We start from the raw sequence: 15610 nt of genomic DNA, 5'->3' as shown, positions 1-15610 counted from the left end.
TGATCATGGGGCCAACGGGCCGGGTAGGCAGTCCGTAGTTATACTGATGGGTGGAGCGCATCCGTATCTTTACTAATGTCGCGGGACTGGGCGCGTCCGCACAGTGACGGGATGAGCAGCCAAGCGCCAACGAAGCCGCCATTGCCCGTCAACGACGAGGTGATCCTCTGGTTCGATGCGATCGGGCGCGGCGATGTGGGCCGGGTGGGTGGCAAGAATGCTTCCCTTGGTGAGATGGTTTCCATGTTGGGCGCGGCGGGCATCGCGGTGCCGCCGGGCTTTGCGACTACGGCGGCGGCCTATCGCGCGCTGGTGGAGCATAACCGGATTGGGGATCGGCTGGCGAGCATCGTGGCGCAGTATCGGAGCGGCGCGATGCCGCTGCATGAGGCGGGCGATGGCGCGCGGCGGCTGTTTCTGGACGCGGAATTGCCGCCTTCGGTCGCTGATTCGATAGCGACGGCTTATCGGGATTTGTCGCGGAAGGCTGGCAAGCGTGAGGTCGCGGTGGCGGTGCGGTCGAGCGCTACGGCCGAGGACTTACCCGACGCGAGTTTCGCGGGGCAGCAGGAAAGCTTCCTGAATGTCGTGGGGGAGCGGGCGCTGATCGACGCGTGCCGCCGCTGCTTTGCCTCGCTGTTTACCGATCGGGCGATTTCCTATCGCGAGGCGAAGGGTTTCGACCATCTGCAGATCGCGCTGTCGATCGGGATACAGGTCATGGTGCGGTCGGACCTTGCGGGATCCGGGGTCATGTTTTCGATCGATACGGAGACGGGCTTCCCCCGCGTCGCCGTCATCAGCGCGGCCTGGGGGCTGGGCGAGACGGTGGTGCAGGGGCGGGTCGATCCGGACAGCTATATGGTGTTCAAGCCCTTCCTGTCGGACGGGCGGCTGAAGCCGATCGTCGAGAAGCGGGTCGGCGCGAAGGCGCAGAAGCTGATCTATGCGACCGGCGGCAGCGCGCGGACGGAGCTGGTGGAATGCAGCCGCCATGAGCGAAAGCATTATGTGCTGGAGGATGAGGAAATCCTGGAGCTGGCCCGCTGGGCCGTGCTGATCGAGCGGCATTATGGCTGCGCGATGGACATGGAATGGGCCAAGGATGGCGAGAGCGGCAAGCTGTTCCTCGTGCAGGCGCGGCCGGAAACGGTGCATGGGTTGCGATCCGCCACGGCGCTCAAGACCTGGCGGCTGACGGCCAAGGCGCCAGCGCCGGTCGTGACGGGCGCGGCGGTGGGCGATGCCATTGCAGCGGGCGCGGCCTGCATCATTCGCAGCACCGATGATATTGCGCAGTTCGTGGATGGCGCGATCCTTGTTACCGACAATACCGATCCCGACTGGGTGCCGGTGATGCGGCGGGCGGCGGGGATCGTCACGGATCATGGCGGGCCGACCAGTCATGCCGCGATCGTCAGCCGGGAGCTAGGTGTGCCCGCTATCGTGGGGGCAGGGGACGCAACCAGCCGCCTGCGCGCGGGAGAGGAGATCACCCTGTCCTGCGCGGAAGGGGACCGGGGACATGTCTATCCCGGACGCCTGCCCTTTGTTTCCGAGGAGGTCGATACCGCCAGCCTGCCCGCCACGCGCACGGACCTGATGTTGAACGTCGCGAGCCCGGCCAGCGCGTTTCGCTGGTGGCGGCTGCCTTCGCACGGCGTAGGCCTCGCGCGGATGGAGTTCATCATCAGCAACCTCATCCGCGTCCATCCGATGGCGCTCGCCCATCCCGATCAGGTGAGCGATGCGGCTGAACGCAGGGAGATCGAACTGCTGACGCGGGGCTACGACCATCCGCGCGACTATTTCATCGAGACGCTGGGCCGGGGCATCGCGAAGATCGCCGCCGCGCACCATCCCCATCCGGTGATCGTGCGGCTGTCCGACTTCAAGACCAATGAATATGCGCACCTGCTGGGCGGGGCGGCGTTCGAGCCGCATGAGGAAAATCCGATGCTCGGATTCCGGGGCGCGTCGCGCTATTATCATGAGCGCTATCGCGACGGCTTCGCGCTGGAATGCCGGGCCATCCGTTTGGTGCGGGAGGCGATTGGCTTTGAAAATGTGATCGTGATGATCCCCTTCTGCCGGACGCTTGGCGAAGCGGACCGGGTGATCACTGAAATGTCGCGCTATGGGCTGATGCGGGGCGAGCGGGGGTTGCAGCTTTACATGATGGCGGAGATCCCCGCCAATGTGGTGCTGGCGGAGCAGTTCGCGGCGCGGTTCGATGGTTTTTCGATTGGCTCCAATGATCTGACGCAGTTGGTTCTTGGTGTAGATCGCGATTCAGACTTGCTCGCGCCGCTGTTCGATGAGCGCGATCCTGCGGTGATGCAGATGATTGCGGACCTGATTGCCCGCGCACGAAAGGCGGGAGTGAAGGTCGGGATATGCGGGCAGGCGCCGAGCAATTATCCGGAGTTCGCCGAATTCCTGGTGCGCGAAGGGATCGACAGCATATCCCTGAACCCTGACAGCTTCGTTGCGACCCTGAAATGCGTGGCCGGGGCGGAAGCCAGGCGCGCTGCTCCTGCGGCCTGAGATGGCCGCTGCTGCCGCTGAACTAATGGGCCTTTCCGCTTCGCAGGCCCTGGAGCGGCTGGCGGCGGAAGGGCCGAACGAACTGCCACGGCCAGCGCGGCGCACGCCGTTCAGGATCGCGCTGGAGGTGCTGGGCGAACCCATGTTCGCGATGCTGCTGGCGGCGGGTACCCTGTATCTGCTGCTGGGAGACAAAATTGAGGCATTGATCCTGCTGGGCTTCGCGGGCCTGTCCATCCTCATCACCATCGTTCAGGCGGCGCGCACGGAACGGACGCTGGAAGCGCTGCGCGACCTGTCCGCGCCGCGCGCGATGGTGATACGCGATGGGGAAGCGCTGCGCATAGCGGGGCGCGAGGTGGTGACGGGCGATATATTGGTGCTGGATGCCGGGGATCGGATCGCGGCCGACGCGCTGCTGCTGGAGACGCAGGCGCTGGAGGCGGACGAATCCCTGCTGACCGGCGAAGCGGTGCCTGTCCGCAAGCGGGCGGCGGGGCCAGGCGATCAGGAACAGGCCGAGCCGGGCGGGGATGATATGCCCCATCTCTATTCAGGCGCCATCGTTACGCGCGGCAGCGGGGTTGCGCGCGTGACCGCGACAGGCTTGCGTAGCCGCATCGGTCAGATCGGACGGTTCCTGGAGACTTTGGAGACGCAGGTTCCGCACCTACAGAAGGAAACGGCGCGGATGGTCAGCCTGTGCGCCGTCGGCGGCATCACCGTGGCGCTGCTGGTCGTGCTGCTTTATGGCGGTTTGCGTGGCGACTGGATGGCGGCGCTGCTGGCGGGGATCGCGACCGCCATGTCGTTGTTGCCGGAAGAATTCCCGGTGGTGCTGACCATTTTTCTGGCGATGGGCGCGTGGCGCATCGCGCAGGTGGGGGTGCTGACCCGGCGCGCGTCGGCGATAGAGGCCTTGGGCGCTGCCACGGTCCTGTGCACCGACAAGACAGGCACGCTGACGCAGAACCGGATGACAGTGACGGAGCTTTGGTTGCCGTCCGGTGCGGCGACGGGCCTGGGCGAGGGATTGCCGCATCCCGACTTTCACGACTTGATCGGGGCGGCTGCGCTGGCGAGCGCGCCGGTGCCGGTCGATCCCATGGAGGTCGCGTTTCACAGCGTCGCCAGGGACGTCCATATTCCCGCGAGGGGCGACTGGGAGTTGGTGCATACTTATGGTCTGCGACCGGACCTGCTGGCGATGTCGAACGTGTGGCGGCCGACGGGCGAAGGCGAACCGCTGACCGTGGCGGCCAAGGGCGCGCCGGAAGCGATTGCGCGCCTGTGCCGACTGGATGGGGACGCGCGCCAGGCGCTGGAACAGGCGGCGCAGGCGATGGCGGCGCGGGGCATCCGCGTTCTGGGCGTCGCATCGGCGCAGGCGTCGGGCGATGATCTGTCCAAGGGGCATGAAGTGCATGACTTCGCGCTGCTGGGACTGATCGGCTTATCCGATCCGCTGCGGGCTGGCGTGGCCGAGGCCGTGGCGCAATGCCTGTCGGCTGGTATCCGGGTCGTGATGATCACCGGCGACTATCCGGTCACTGCACAAGCGATAGCCGCGCAGGCCGGGATCGGGGCGGGAGTGGTGATGACGGGCGACGAGGTGAGGATGTTATCCGACGCGGACCTCTGCGCGCGGGTGAAGGATGTCGCGATATTCGCCCGCACCATGCCGGAACAGAAGCTGCGGATCGTGTCGGCGCTGAAGGTCGCGGGCGAAGTGGTCGCGATGACAGGCGACGGGGTCAATGACGCACCCGCGCTGAAGGCCGCAGACATCGGCATCGCCATGGGCAAGCGCGGCACCGATGTTGCGCGGGAGGCGTCGGCTATCGTGCTGGTGGAGGATGATTTCGGCGCGATCGTCGTCGCCATCCGCCTTGGCCGCCGCATCTATGACAATATCCGCAAGGCCATCGGCTTCATCTTCGCGGTGCATGTGCCGATTGCGGGGCTTGCCGTTTCGCCGCTGTTGCTGGGCCTGCCGCTGGTGCTGGGGCCGATCCAGATCGCGTTGCTGGAAATGATCATCGATCCGGTCTGCGCGCTGGTTTTCGAAGCCGAACGGGAAGAAAGCGGCATCATGAAGCGGCCACCGCGTAATCCCGCCGAGCGCCTATTTTCAGCGGGCCTGGTCCTGCCGAGCATCCTCTATGGAGGGATTGCGCTCGCGCTGCTCATCGGGCTTCAGTTGGGCGCGACTTATGGGGGTTTTGCACCGGATCGGGTGAGGACGATCCTTTTCTTCGCGCTGGTTGGTTCCATCATGGCGCTCATACTTGTGAATCGATCCTTTAGCGCCTCGCTCACCCGCGTTCTATGGCGAAATAATGCGTCATTGCGGTATATCGCGGCTGCTGTACTGCTGGTAGCCGGATCGATCGTCCTTCTGGCGCCGCTACGACGGATCCTCGATTTCTCCCCCCTCGAGCCGCGGGATTTCCTTTTTTTGATTATGCCGCCCACAATTGTTCTGTTTCTGTGCGAGATCGTCAAGGAACGGCGTGGCAGGTCCGCTTGACCGATCTTCAAGTTTCAGTTCATCGGATGAGATGAATTGTGGCATGCTGCTCCTTTGGAAATCATGTAAAATAATCATCTAGCGGTGAATTCAATACAGGGAGGATTCTCACCGCTCTTTCCCCTTGAGTGCGGCAACTCCTTGCCCTGCCTGACCGCAGTTGCTGCCGAAAGCTAGTCTGGCCTTCACACTGGGCAAAGGAAAGATGCCTTGAGATCGATCCCCACCCATTTTCGTTAGGGTGAAGGCGTGCGTCACGGACAGAGGCCGCCTATGGCGATGTCCACAAATCTGGCGAAATCAATGCAGCTGCGGATCACGCAAACGATCTTGCGACATCGGTAATATTGTATCGGGAAGATCGGCCACGTTCCCAGCGTTGATATGGGGATCGAACGCATCAGCACGGCCAATCTCATCTTCGAAATCCGGTCCGCCGTAGCGGCATCCCTCCCGCGAGCAAAAATATTTCTACCGGTTGCTGTGGTGCTCGCCACGCAGCGGCGTCGATCTAGCGAAACAAGGTGAGTGTGGCGATGAGTGAAGCTGTTCGGGCCTTCGTGGCGGATCGATATGCGGAGCAGCATGGAGCCAAGCCCTGCATGGATTATGGGCATTGGCATGTCATCCACGCCCGAGCCGAGCAACCGATGGCGGCGCTGGCAGTCCGTCGCGCGTCGGACGAAAGGCTCTTCCTGGAAACCTATCTTGGCGTCTCGATAGAGGCGGCTGTCTCTGAGGCGTTCGGCAATCCTGTTGAGCGAAGCGCGATTGTCGAAATTGGATGCCTGGCTGCGGTGCCGACCCCGGCGATGCTCAAGCTGTGGAGCGAGGCCGCGATCAGCCTGTCCGAGCAGCATCGTATCGCAGTCGCTACGCTCACCTTGCCATTGCGAAAGATGTTCGCCCGCGTGGGGCTGCCCTTTATCGAACTGGCCAAGGCAGACCCTGCGCTTCTGCGCGGTGCCGCGCGCGATAATTGGGGCCGCTATTACGAGACCCAGCCCATCGTCTGCGCTGGCGACATCGTAGCGGGTTCTGCTGCCTTGCAAACATTCGCGATGGGAGGAAGCATATGAGCCTGCTACTCCAGGCGATCTTCGCCAGAGCCGATCACGATGGTGACCGGACTGCGCTCGACGACGGATCGCGCCAACTGCTCTATCGCGATCTCCCGAATGCCGTCGCAGCCATGGCCGGGACGATCCGTGACGCGATTCCCGGGTTCGGCCCAGTCGCTATCGAACTCGACAACGGCATTGACTGGGTGATCGCTGATCTTGCGCTGTTGTCGCTTGGACGGCCGAACATTCCATTACCTGCGTTCTTTACCAAGGAACAGCGGGCCGCAGCGCTTGCCAATGCGGGAGCGGTGGGATCGATCACAGTCGCGGGCATTATCTTGTTCGATCATGCAATCGCGGCCGTCCCGCCGGGAGCGGCCAAGATCAGCTACACGTCGGGATCGACGGGCGATCCCAAGGGCATATGCCTGGACGATCGCCTTATGCTACAGACGGCACAGGCAATCCTTGCGCGCTTGGGTGAGGATTTTGCGGGAATCCACTTTCCCATACTTCCGCTGGCTGTTTTGCTGGAGAATGTAGCCGGGCTCTACGCAACGTTGCTGGCGGGCGGGCGCTATCTCGTGAGGTCTGCGGCTGCGATAGGGTTGGCCAATCCCTTCGCCATTGATGACGCGCAGTTGGTAACAGCGATCGAAGCAAGCAATGCGACCAGCCTGATCCTGGTGCCTGAATATCTCGCGTGCATCGTCGATCGACTTGAACGCACCGGCGTCCGCCTCGACCAGCTTCGCTTGGTCGCCGTTGGCGGATCACGTGTTCCGCTGTCGCTCATCGATCGCGCCGATCGGGCCGGGCTGCCTGTGGTGCAGGGGTACGGACTGACGGAGTGCGGTTCGGTAGTGTCGCTCGAGGCTTTTGGCGAGCGTGATCGTGGAACCGTCGGTCATCCGCTGGACCATGTGGCTGTCTCGCTCGCGTCTGATGGTGAGATCGTCATCGCCGGCCACTTTCATCTCGGGACCGTAGGCGATGCCCGCGTCGATGGTCCGATCCTCACCGGAGATATCGGCGCGATAGACGGTCAAGGCCGCCTCTCGATCATCGGACGCAAATCAAGCCTGATCATCACCAGCTTCGGTCGCAACGTAGCGCCCGAATGGATTGAAGAGCAGCTGGTGGCCCAGCCCCAGATCGCCCAGGCGATGGTTTATGGCGATGGCGAAACCATGTTGCGCGCACTGATCGTACCGTCCGCGCCCGATGCCGACATCGCGGCGGGCGTGGCCGCCGCCAATGCCGCTCTGCCGGCTTATGCGCAGATCGGGCTTTGGCAGGCCAGTCGACCCTTTACGCCAGCGCATGCTACATTGACCCCTAATGGCCGCTTGCGCCGGGCGGCGATACTCGACCGCCTGGCGACGCGCCCCTTCTTTGAGCGTCTTTGCGCGGAAACCGGGCCGGCACGAGCGCGGCTGTTCTCCGTGCCGCAGCTTCAAGCCGGCCTTGCCGGACGCATCAGCCTTGCCACCTACCTGGCCTATCTCGCACAGGCCTATCACCATGTCCGCCATACCGTACCGCTCATGCGGCTCGCACGATCGGGGCTAATGGCCAAGTCCATGCTCGTTGAAGCACTCGACGATTATATCGCGGAGGAGGAGGGGCACGAGCAGTGGATACTCAACGACATCCGCGCGGCGGGAGGCGATGCCGACGCGGTGGTGCTGGACGGGCCGTCACCCGCGACTGCATGCATGGTCGACCACGCCTACGCCACGCTTCGGGATGGTAATCCGGCGGCCTTTTTCGGCATGGTGTTCGTGCTGGAGGGAACCAGCATAGCGCTCGCGAGCAACGGCGCCGAGGCGGTCCGCGCGAGCCTCGGGCTGCCGCATACGGCCTTCACTTATCTGACGTCGCACGGCGCGCTTGATCAGGATCATATGCGTTTCTTCGAGACACTTATGAACCGCCTCACAGATCCAGCCGATCAGGACGCCATCGTCGCGATGGCGAACGATATTTTCGATCTGTTTGGCGGCCTGTTCGCCGCCATTGCGATGGAGGATGATCGTGCAGCGGCTTGACCAGAAGCGTATCGCCGTCACCGGCGCTGCGGGCGGGTTGGGTGTTCCACTGGCGAGGTTGCTTAGAGAGCGAGGCGCCTATGTCATAGGTATCGATCGGGTCGAATGTCCTGGCTGTGACGAGAATATCGTCACCGACCTGTCTGATGATGCGTCGCTGGCATTGCTCGCCGGACGACTCGCACAGGAGACACCCGACATTCTCGTGAACCTTGCCGGGGTCATGCGCTTTGGTCTGCACGAGGGTCAGCCCAGAGATGCGCTTGCGCTCTGCTATCACGTGAACCTCTACGTCCCGGCGGTCTTGGCCCAAGCGGTTTCCGCGCCGATGCGCGCACGCGGCCATGGGCAGATCGTCAATATCGGTTCGGTGCTCGGAGCAATACCTTATCCGTGGTTCGCGGCCTATTCGAGCAGCAAGGCCGGGCTCGCGGCGCTGAGCCAGAGTCTTCGCCGAGAACTGGCCGGCAGCGGCGTGAGCGTTACGCATATCAACCCGCGTGCCGCCAAGACCTCGCTCAACAACAGCGAGGTCAATCGCTTCCTCGACATTACCAACATGAAGGCTGACGAGCCGGAGAAGGTCGCACAGCGGATTGTCGAAGCGATAGTCGGGTGCCGCGAGACCGTTACCATCGGCAGGATGGAGCGGCTCTACGGAATCGTGAACGCACTGGCACCGCGCCTCATCGACAATGGCATCGCGCCGCAAATCCGCCGCGCACGCGCCGAATTCTGCCGATAAAACATAGGAAAGACAGTCATGAAATCACATGTCTTACTGGCCGCCATGATCTCCATGGCTCTACCCGCCGCTGCGTTTGCCGGAATGCCCGAGGACGTCAAGGTCATCAATGACAACTGGGCGCGCATTTCCTACCAGATGAATGGCTCAAGCCATCAGACCACCGCGCTGGACAAGCTCGCCCATCTCGCCGACGTGACTGTCGCCCGCTATCCGGGTCAGGCCGACCCGCTGCTGTGGCAGGGCATTGTGGTCAGTGAGCAGGCCAATCGCGCCAATATCTTTCACAAGTTGAGCCTGGCCACGCGCGCGCGTGATATCCTCGCCCGCGCCTATGCCATCAACCCGCGCGCCGGCAATGGCGGCGCGGCGATGAGCCTTGGCGTGCTCTACTACAAGGTGCCGGGGTCACCGATCGGCTTTGGCGACAGTGACCGCGCCCGCAAGCTACTCCAGCAAGCCCTGGCGCTCGATCCGGACGGGCTCGACGCCAATTATTTCTGGGGCGATTTTCTTTACGATCAGGGCGACAAGGCGGGCGCAAAAGCAGCACTTGCGAAGGCGCTGCTCGCGCCGCACGATCCGGCACGCCCCGTCTGGGATGCCGGTCGGCGCCGCGAAGTCCAGGCCTTGCTGCGGAAGATCGGCTGATGAGCTTCGCCGCCACTCTGGCCCGTCAACTCGCGGCCCCCAGTGGGGTAGTGGGTATGCTGTGCGGGGCGGCGATGGACATGGCAAACCGCGTGCCGTTGCAGATGGCGGTCGATCTGCTGACTCCGGTCGATGGCGAGATGCTGCTCGATGCCGGATGCGGCACCGGCGCTGCGAGCGAGGCCATGCGGCGGCGTGCGGACTGTCGGATTGTGGCCATCGATCAGTCGGAGACGATGGTCCGCCGCGCACGTTCGCGACTGGCAAAGGCGTGCAAGAGCGGGACGGTCGTAGTGCATCAGGCGATGCTGGAGGAGTTGCCATGCAGGCCCGGCAGCATCGACGCCGCACTTGCCCTCAACATATTTTATTTCTGCGGCCCGGACGGCTCGATGATCCGCGCGATCCGCGAGGCGCTGCGGCCAGACGGGCGTCTCGTGGCCTATGTCACCGACCGGGACAGCATGCAGCGATGGTCGTTCACTCGTGTAGGCTTGCACCGCCTCTATGATGGAGAAGGGCTTCAGGCGGCTCTGGTCGATGGCGGCTTCGATCCTGCGCGCGTCACTATCACGAAGAAATCCATCGCTCCCGGGATAAGCGGCCTGTTCGCCCTCGCTTTTGCCGGGTGACGCCGTGAGCGCTCAATAATGCAAGTCGATCATGATCGACCTGTTCTGGTCGTCCACCGTGAGCTTGGAAGCGTTGAAGCTCGGCGGCCCGATTACCCTCGGATTGTTGGACAAGCCCCAGCCTTCGGTCGGGAACATGCCGAAGCGAAGGTCGAGCTTATCGTTGCTGTTGGCGTCATGATAGACCATCACCGCATAGTCCCCCGGCGGCAAAGCCTGGAACCGGACTGATGCCATGACAGAACTCGCCGGTGCCTTGAGTACCCGGAAGGCGTGATCCTCGTGACGAAAGCCGGCGGCGCCGCGATAGAGCACTACATGGATCGAGCCGGGTCCGGGCGTGATATGTTCGGCCTTGACTTCCAGATCCCCAGCTTGGGCTGGTGACGCGAATAGCCAGAGGCTGACCGCCGCCGTGTGCACGAGGCCGATCGTCTGACTGGTACAGAAACGAAACATTACGAACCTCCCATCCTGTTCGACCGTCGGACTGGTTGAAGGCAAGACGCCGCGGGCTATCTTCCGCCACAGCTCGGAAGAAGGCCGACAACACGAATTTTCAGGCGGATTGCTGGCGGACTGTGGGGGCAGCGCTGCGGCGGCGTCAGATGGCAGTGGCCTGGTCTGAGATCCTACCGCGGAGATTGCGCATGTACCGTTCTTCCATCCTCCTGCTGCCTTCCCTCGCCTTGATGGCAGCGGCGCCCGCCGCGCTTGCCGGAACCTATCCGCTGAAGAGCAAAGCCGACGGAGTCAGCGGACGGGTGACGCTGACCGACGCGCCCAAGGGCGTGATTCTCCGGGTCGAGGCCCATGGCCTGAAACCGGGCTGGCACGCCGTCCACTTTCACGAAAAGGCCGATTGCTCCGACGCGATGTTCAAGTCGGCCGGTGGCCATGTCCATATGATGACGCCCGCGGTTCACGGCCTTTTGAACTCGGCCGGCAACGACTTTGGCGATCTCCCGAATCTGTTCGTCGGAGCCGATGGAACGGCGACGGCGGAATTTTTCTCCCCCTATGTGGCGTTGCAGGGCGGAACAAAGCGCGCGAACCTGCTCGACGCCGACGGATCGGCGCTCGTCATCCATGCCAATCCTGACGATTACATTACCCAGCCGATCGGTGGGGCGGGCGAGCGGGTTGCCTGCTCGGAAATTCACTAGGATTGCACCTGGAGTGATGCGGACAGATTCAGGGATTTTCCGCGCGACTTCCTCGATTAAGGCGGGCAATATAGTGGCCCGCTCCGGCGCGGCGGCAAACAGTCGTTGTCTCAGAGCACCGAACGCGAAATCCGGGATAGAGACCAGGAGGTCCGCTGTCGAAGAAGAGAATGAAGGTGGTGGCGGCCTGACAGCCGTACTCACGGCGAATCGACCCCAACTCATCCGCTTCTTCACCAGCCGCACGGGCAGTCTGGCGGAGGCCGAGGATGTCGTGCAGGAAATCTGGCTGCATGTCGCACGCGCCGACACCGGACCGGTCGTCAGTCCGCTAGCCTATCTGCACCGGGTCGGCTTGAATATCGTGCTGGACCGTGTCCGCGAGCGTCAGCGGCGGATGAAGCGCGAACAGGGCTGGTCCGACGTTGCGATCGAACAACGTGGCGGTGAAGCGACTGACGACAGCCCATCGCCGCATGATATCGTAGATGGCCGGCAGCGGGCGCGACAGCTTGCAACAGCAATCGAGGCACTACCGCCCGGCGCGGGGCGGGTGTTTCGGCGGCACAAGCTCGATGGTCTGAGCCACAGCGAAGTGGCTGCGGAACTGGGGATCAGCCGCAGCGCCGTCGAAAAGCATATCGCCGTGGCACTCCGCTATCTGCGGGCGGCGCTCGAATGATGCTGACAATGAAAAGCAACTGGGGTGGTATGGCGTGGGCGGCGTCACGCTCGCGGGGAACAGATAGGGAGTTTGGAGGTCGGCATGACCCATGCTGAGCAACAACAGGGACGCATCGACACGGCAGCGGCGGACTGGCATGCGCAGCTAGAATCCCCCGACATGGATTGGGAGGCCTTCGGCGCGTGGCTGGATGCCGATCCCGCGCATCGCGTCGCATATGATGCCATTGCGTTGCTCGATGCCGAGATCGAAGGCCGGCGTGACGCGATCACCGCCAGCCTGCCCGCCAATGACGTGTGCGACGACCAGACGACTGTCGGCCAGCGGCGGCGCTGGTGGATCGGTGGCGGCATCGCGACCGCTGCTGCCATCGCCATCCTGCTCATGCCGAAGATGGCGACGGTCCCCACCGAAACGATGGTGGCCTACAGCACTGGTCCCGCGCAGACCCAGATGATCGACCTCAAGGACGGAAGCCATATCCTGCTTGATCGCAACTCGCGCCTTGCTCTGTCCGACAGCCAGTCACCCAGAATCGAGATGCAGAGCGGAACGGCCTATTTTGATGTGCGCCACGATCCGTCGCGTGCCTTTTTGGTGCAGGCCGGAGGCTATGAGATTCGCGACATCGGCACAAAGTTCGACCTTGCGATGACACCCCAGAGGCTTGGCGTCGCTGTCAGCGAAGGCAAGCTCATGGTTGCGCCCAAGGATGGTGCGGGCACTTTGATCGTCGCGGGTGAACGGATCGATGTCGCGGCGCAGACCGGTGAGGCGCAGGTCAGTCGCATTGCCGCTGCCAGCGTCGGTTCGTGGCGCAAAGGACAGCTCATTTATCAGGCGACGCCGCTGGGTCTGGTAGCCAACGATCTGACCCGCTATGTCGGTCGCCCAGTGACAGCCGATCCGTCGATTGGCGATTTGCGAGTTTCGGGAGTGCTTGCGATCAGTGATGGTGCCGGACTTATCCAACAGATCGAGGCTCTTCTTCCGGTCAAGGCAGTGGAAACGGGCGGTTCGATTCATTTGGTCGGGAGCAACGGTCGCTAGCCTGTTTCATGGCATCGCACAGGCAGAGCCTCGTACAGTCGATATCCCGGCCGGCTCACTGCAATCGGCGCTCACTGAGCTATCGAGCCAGACCGGCATCTCGGTGGGCATGGCAGGCACTATTCCCACACATTCGACACCGCGTGTCCGTGGCCGTATGGAGCCTGAGGCCGCACTCGCGCGACTGTTAAGAGGATCGGGCTTGCGGGCGGTCCGGGCCGGGCCGGCGATATGGCGCCTCGAACGCCAGCCCTTAGAGGTGCCGACTCCTCCCAGGGCACCTCTCGCGATCTCGCTGCAAGATATCGTGGTTACAGGTCGCAAGCGCGATGAACGGCTAAGCGACGTCCCGATCGCGATCAGCGTCATTCAACCCGACATGGCGGGGGAGATGGCCGCCCGCCGCAGCGTTCATGATGAGCTTGCCTCCGCTGAAGGGGCGTTCACCACCAATCTGGGCCCTGGCCGCGATCGGATCTTTCTGCGCGGCGTCGCCGACAGTGCGTTCAACGGCTCGACCCAGTCGACGGTCAATATCTATCTCGATGACGCGCGAGTCAGCTACGCGACCCCTGATCCCGACTTACGCCTCCTCGACATCGATCGTGTCGAACTGCTTCGTGGACCGCAGGGCACTCTTTATGGATCGGGAGCACTGGGTGGAATCGTGCGGATCATACCTAATAAGCCCGACTTGCAGAACTGGTCGGGCATGGCCGCGATCGAAGGAAGCCAGGTTGCACATGGCGGTCTAGGCGGCGCGATTGAGGCTGTGATCAACGCTCCGCTCATTTCCGGTCGTTTGGGTTTTAGGCTGGCCGCTTATGGCGATCAGGTTGGGGGCTGGATCCACGATCAGGCGCGAGAGGCTTCGGATGTCAACCGAAGCCGACGGTTTGGCGCGCGTGCGATTTTGGGGTGGCAGATCGCCGATGCCTGGCGGGCGGATGTCGGTCTTACCACCCAGTGGCTCAACGTCCGCGATAGCCAATATGCCTTTCGCGGCCTCGAACGGAGCACTGCGCGCGCCGAGCCGCACGACAATGACTTCCTGGCCGCAACGGTGGCCGTGCGCGGCAAGCTGGGCGCGCTCGATCTCACCTCTTCGACCGCTTATGTGACTCATGAGTTCAGCAGCATCTATGATGCGACTTCTCGTGCCAGCGCGCTTGGCCTAGCGGCTCCTTTGGGCTTCGAAGAACACCGTCTCTTGACGCTTGCGACCCATGAAATTCGGTTGAGCGATTCGGTATCGCGTCGCCCATGGGTAACAGGAGCTACCATCCTGCAAGCTGAAAATACGCTGCAGGACAGTTACTTACCGCCAGCATCGCCAAATATTCGGCTCCTGTCCCAGCACAATGACAGCTTGGAGGCCGCATTGTTCGGCGAGGTGACCCAACCTCTCGGGAAAAATTGGTCAGCGACCATCGGCGCGCGGGCTTATCTTTCCCGCGTCGATAATGAGCAGGATGGCCAGACCGCGCGGCGCGCGCGCAAACAAGGGATCACGCCCAGCCTGACCTTGTCCTGGCGTCCTCTCGATCACGGTGTGGTGTGGCTTCGGTACGCGAGTGCGGTGCGGCCCGGCGGCATCAACACCGATGGTGACTCGAGTGCGAGATCGTTCCAGTCGGACGATCTCAAGAGCCTGGAGCTAGGCTGGCGTCTGACGTTGGCCGATGGCCGTCTCCGATTGAACGGCAGCCTGTTCGGCCTCCGCTGGGAAAATGTCCAGAGCGATACACTCGGCATGGACAGTCTCGTCAGGACCATCAATGCCGGGCGAGCACGCAATGTCGGCGCTGAACTCTCGGCTGCGCTGCGCTTTGAGCCGTTCCAAGTGGAGGGCAATCTCACGGTCCAGCGTGGGCGGCTCTACCGGCCGTCGCCTGCGGCAAATGCACTTGGCGATGACAATCGGCTTCCAGTGCTCCCTGACTATGCCGGGGGCCTCAAACTTACATATGCTCGGCCAGTTGGCGACGCGATGCTCGGCGGGTTCGTCTCGGCCCGCTACACGGGTTCCGCCCGCCTTAGCTTTGATCCATCGCTTGACCGACCGATGGGAGATTTCTGGGTCAGCGATGTTGGTGCCGAACTGTCGCGGGGCAACTGGAAGGCAGGGCTGACGGTTGCCAATCTTTTCGACCAGCGCGAAGATAGCTTTGGCTATGGCAACCCTTTCACCCTGCGCACAATTGATCAGCGCACGCCCATGCAACCCAGAACGCTGACTTTGCGATTGCAGAAGCACTTCTGACGCGACTCGGTTGCCACTCTACCTGTGCCGTCCAGCCTCGGATACGATAATGGACATCGCGCTTTGAAATGCGGCTGTGTTCGGTGTGACGTAAGCGGTAAAAATCCCCCACATGGCATTTGAGGCGGTTCTGTAATTTGGGATGGTCAGGCGGCGCTTGCGATGCCGTTCAGTTCGAACGAAGCTTGCGCGGCATTGGTGTCGACCCAGTTGTACGGCAACAGAT

The 15610-nt window shown here is 62.8% G+C and carries 12 protein-coding genes; 11 read left to right on the top strand and 1 reads right to left on the bottom strand.

All coding sequences use genetic code 11. The annotated features are described in order from the left end of the window. Positions 1–111 precede the first annotated feature (111 nt). The 7 genes from ppsA (at position 112) to BV95_RS13820 (ending at position 10220) form a co-directional block, all read left to right on the top strand. Positions 112–2547: a phosphoenolpyruvate synthase gene (ppsA, locus tag BV95_RS13850; RefSeq protein ID WP_051749781.1), complete on the top strand. Its 2436-nt coding sequence runs from the start codon at positions 112–114 to the stop codon at positions 2545–2547. 1 nt (position 2548) lies between these two features. Next, positions 2549–5077: a cation-translocating P-type ATPase gene (locus BV95_RS13845; RefSeq protein WP_037452920.1), complete on the top strand. Its 2529-nt coding sequence runs from the start codon at positions 2549–2551 to the stop codon at positions 5075–5077. A gap of 536 nt (positions 5078–5613) precedes the next feature. Beyond that, positions 5614–6156 (top strand): thermostable hemolysin, encoded by a 543-nt coding sequence (locus BV95_RS13840; protein ID WP_037452918.1) that lies wholly within the window; start codon positions 5614–5616, stop codon positions 6154–6156. Further along, positions 6153–8192 carry an AMP-binding protein gene (locus tag BV95_RS13835; RefSeq protein ID WP_037452915.1) on the top strand — a complete coding sequence of 680 codons (2040 nt, stop codon included), beginning with the start codon at positions 6153–6155 and terminating at the stop codon, positions 8190–8192. The genes BV95_RS13840 and BV95_RS13835 overlap by 4 nt, the downstream gene beginning before the upstream one ends. Beyond that, positions 8173–8937, top strand: coding sequence for an SDR family NAD(P)-dependent oxidoreductase (locus BV95_RS13830; protein WP_081873380.1), 765 nt, complete (start codon positions 8173–8175; stop codon positions 8935–8937). The genes BV95_RS13835 and BV95_RS13830 overlap by 20 nt, the downstream gene beginning before the upstream one ends. Positions 8938–8955: 18 nt before the next feature. Continuing rightward, positions 8956–9588 (top strand): tetratricopeptide repeat protein, encoded by a 633-nt coding sequence (locus BV95_RS13825; protein WP_037452912.1) that lies wholly within the window; start codon positions 8956–8958, stop codon positions 9586–9588. After that, the gene (locus BV95_RS13820; RefSeq protein ID WP_037452909.1) at positions 9588–10220 is read left to right on the top strand and encodes a class I SAM-dependent methyltransferase; all 633 of its coding nucleotides are present in this window, start codon (positions 9588–9590) and stop codon (positions 10218–10220) included. Before BV95_RS13825 ends, BV95_RS13820 begins: the two co-directional genes overlap by 1 nt. 12 nt (positions 10221–10232) lie before the next feature. Here the strand turns inward: BV95_RS13820 and BV95_RS13815 are convergent, their stop codons facing one another. After that, positions 10233–10679, bottom strand: coding sequence for a DUF2141 domain-containing protein (locus BV95_RS13815; RefSeq protein ID WP_051749779.1), 447 nt, complete (start codon positions 10677–10679; stop codon positions 10233–10235). Positions 10680–10870: 191 nt separating this feature from the next. Here BV95_RS13815 and BV95_RS13810 point away from each other — a divergent pair, with 191 nt between their 5' ends. The 4 genes from BV95_RS13810 to BV95_RS13795 all read left to right on the top strand — a co-directional run bounded on the left by BV95_RS13810 (position 10871) and on the right by BV95_RS13795 (position 15384). Continuing rightward, positions 10871–11386, top strand: coding sequence for a superoxide dismutase family protein (locus tag BV95_RS13810; protein WP_037452907.1), 516 nt, complete (start codon positions 10871–10873; stop codon positions 11384–11386). A 73-nt stretch (positions 11387–11459) separates the two neighbouring features. Then, positions 11460–12068, top strand: coding sequence for an RNA polymerase sigma factor (locus tag BV95_RS13805; RefSeq protein ID WP_234703195.1), 609 nt, complete (start codon positions 11460–11462; stop codon positions 12066–12068). An 84-nt stretch (positions 12069–12152) separates the two neighbouring features. After that, positions 12153–13121 (top strand): FecR family protein, encoded by a 969-nt coding sequence (locus BV95_RS13800; protein ID WP_062792082.1) that lies wholly within the window; start codon positions 12153–12155, stop codon positions 13119–13121. Positions 13122–13428: 307 nt separating this feature from the next. Next, the gene (locus BV95_RS13795) at positions 13429–15384 is read left to right on the top strand and encodes a TonB-dependent receptor (protein WP_234703194.1); all 1956 of its coding nucleotides are present in this window, start codon (positions 13429–13431) and stop codon (positions 15382–15384) included. The last annotated feature ends 226 nt before the right edge of the window (positions 15385–15610 follow it).

Origin of the sequence: Sphingobium chlorophenolicum, assembly GCF_000722875.1 — a bacterium.
Classification (GTDB): domain Bacteria; phylum Pseudomonadota; class Alphaproteobacteria; order Sphingomonadales; family Sphingomonadaceae; genus Sphingobium; species Sphingobium chlorophenolicum.
Note: the sequence above shows the minus strand (reverse complement) of the source record. Positions and strands in the feature narration are given on the sequence as shown.

Bases quoted from the DNA above. Each gene is read 5' to 3' on its own strand.
- BV95_RS13840 (WP_037452918.1), top strand. From the start codon at position 5,614: ATGAGTGAAGCTGTTCGGGCCTTCGTGGCGGATCGATATGCGGAGCAG.
- BV95_RS13820 (WP_037452909.1), top strand. From the start codon at position 9,588: ATGAGCTTCGCCGCCACTCTGGCCCGTCAACTCGCGGCCCCCAGTGGG.
- BV95_RS13830 (WP_081873380.1), top strand. From the start codon at position 8,173: ATGATCGTGCAGCGGCTTGACCAGAAGCGTATCGCCGTCACCGGCGCT.
- BV95_RS13835 (WP_037452915.1), top strand. From the start codon at position 6,153: ATGAGCCTGCTACTCCAGGCGATCTTCGCCAGAGCCGATCACGATGGT.
- BV95_RS13845 (WP_037452920.1), top strand. From the start codon at position 2,549: ATGGCCGCTGCTGCCGCTGAACTAATGGGCCTTTCCGCTTCGCAGGCC.
- ppsA (WP_051749781.1), top strand. From the start codon at position 112: ATGAGCAGCCAAGCGCCAACGAAGCCGCCATTGCCCGTCAACGACGAG.
- BV95_RS13815 (WP_051749779.1), bottom strand. From the start codon at position 10,679: ATGTTTCGTTTCTGTACCAGTCAGACGATCGGCCTCGTGCACACGGCG.
- BV95_RS13825 (WP_037452912.1), top strand. From the start codon at position 8,956: ATGAAATCACATGTCTTACTGGCCGCCATGATCTCCATGGCTCTACCC.
- BV95_RS13800 (WP_062792082.1), top strand. From the start codon at position 12,153: ATGACCCATGCTGAGCAACAACAGGGACGCATCGACACGGCAGCGGCG.
- BV95_RS13810 (WP_037452907.1), top strand. From the start codon at position 10,871: ATGTACCGTTCTTCCATCCTCCTGCTGCCTTCCCTCGCCTTGATGGCA.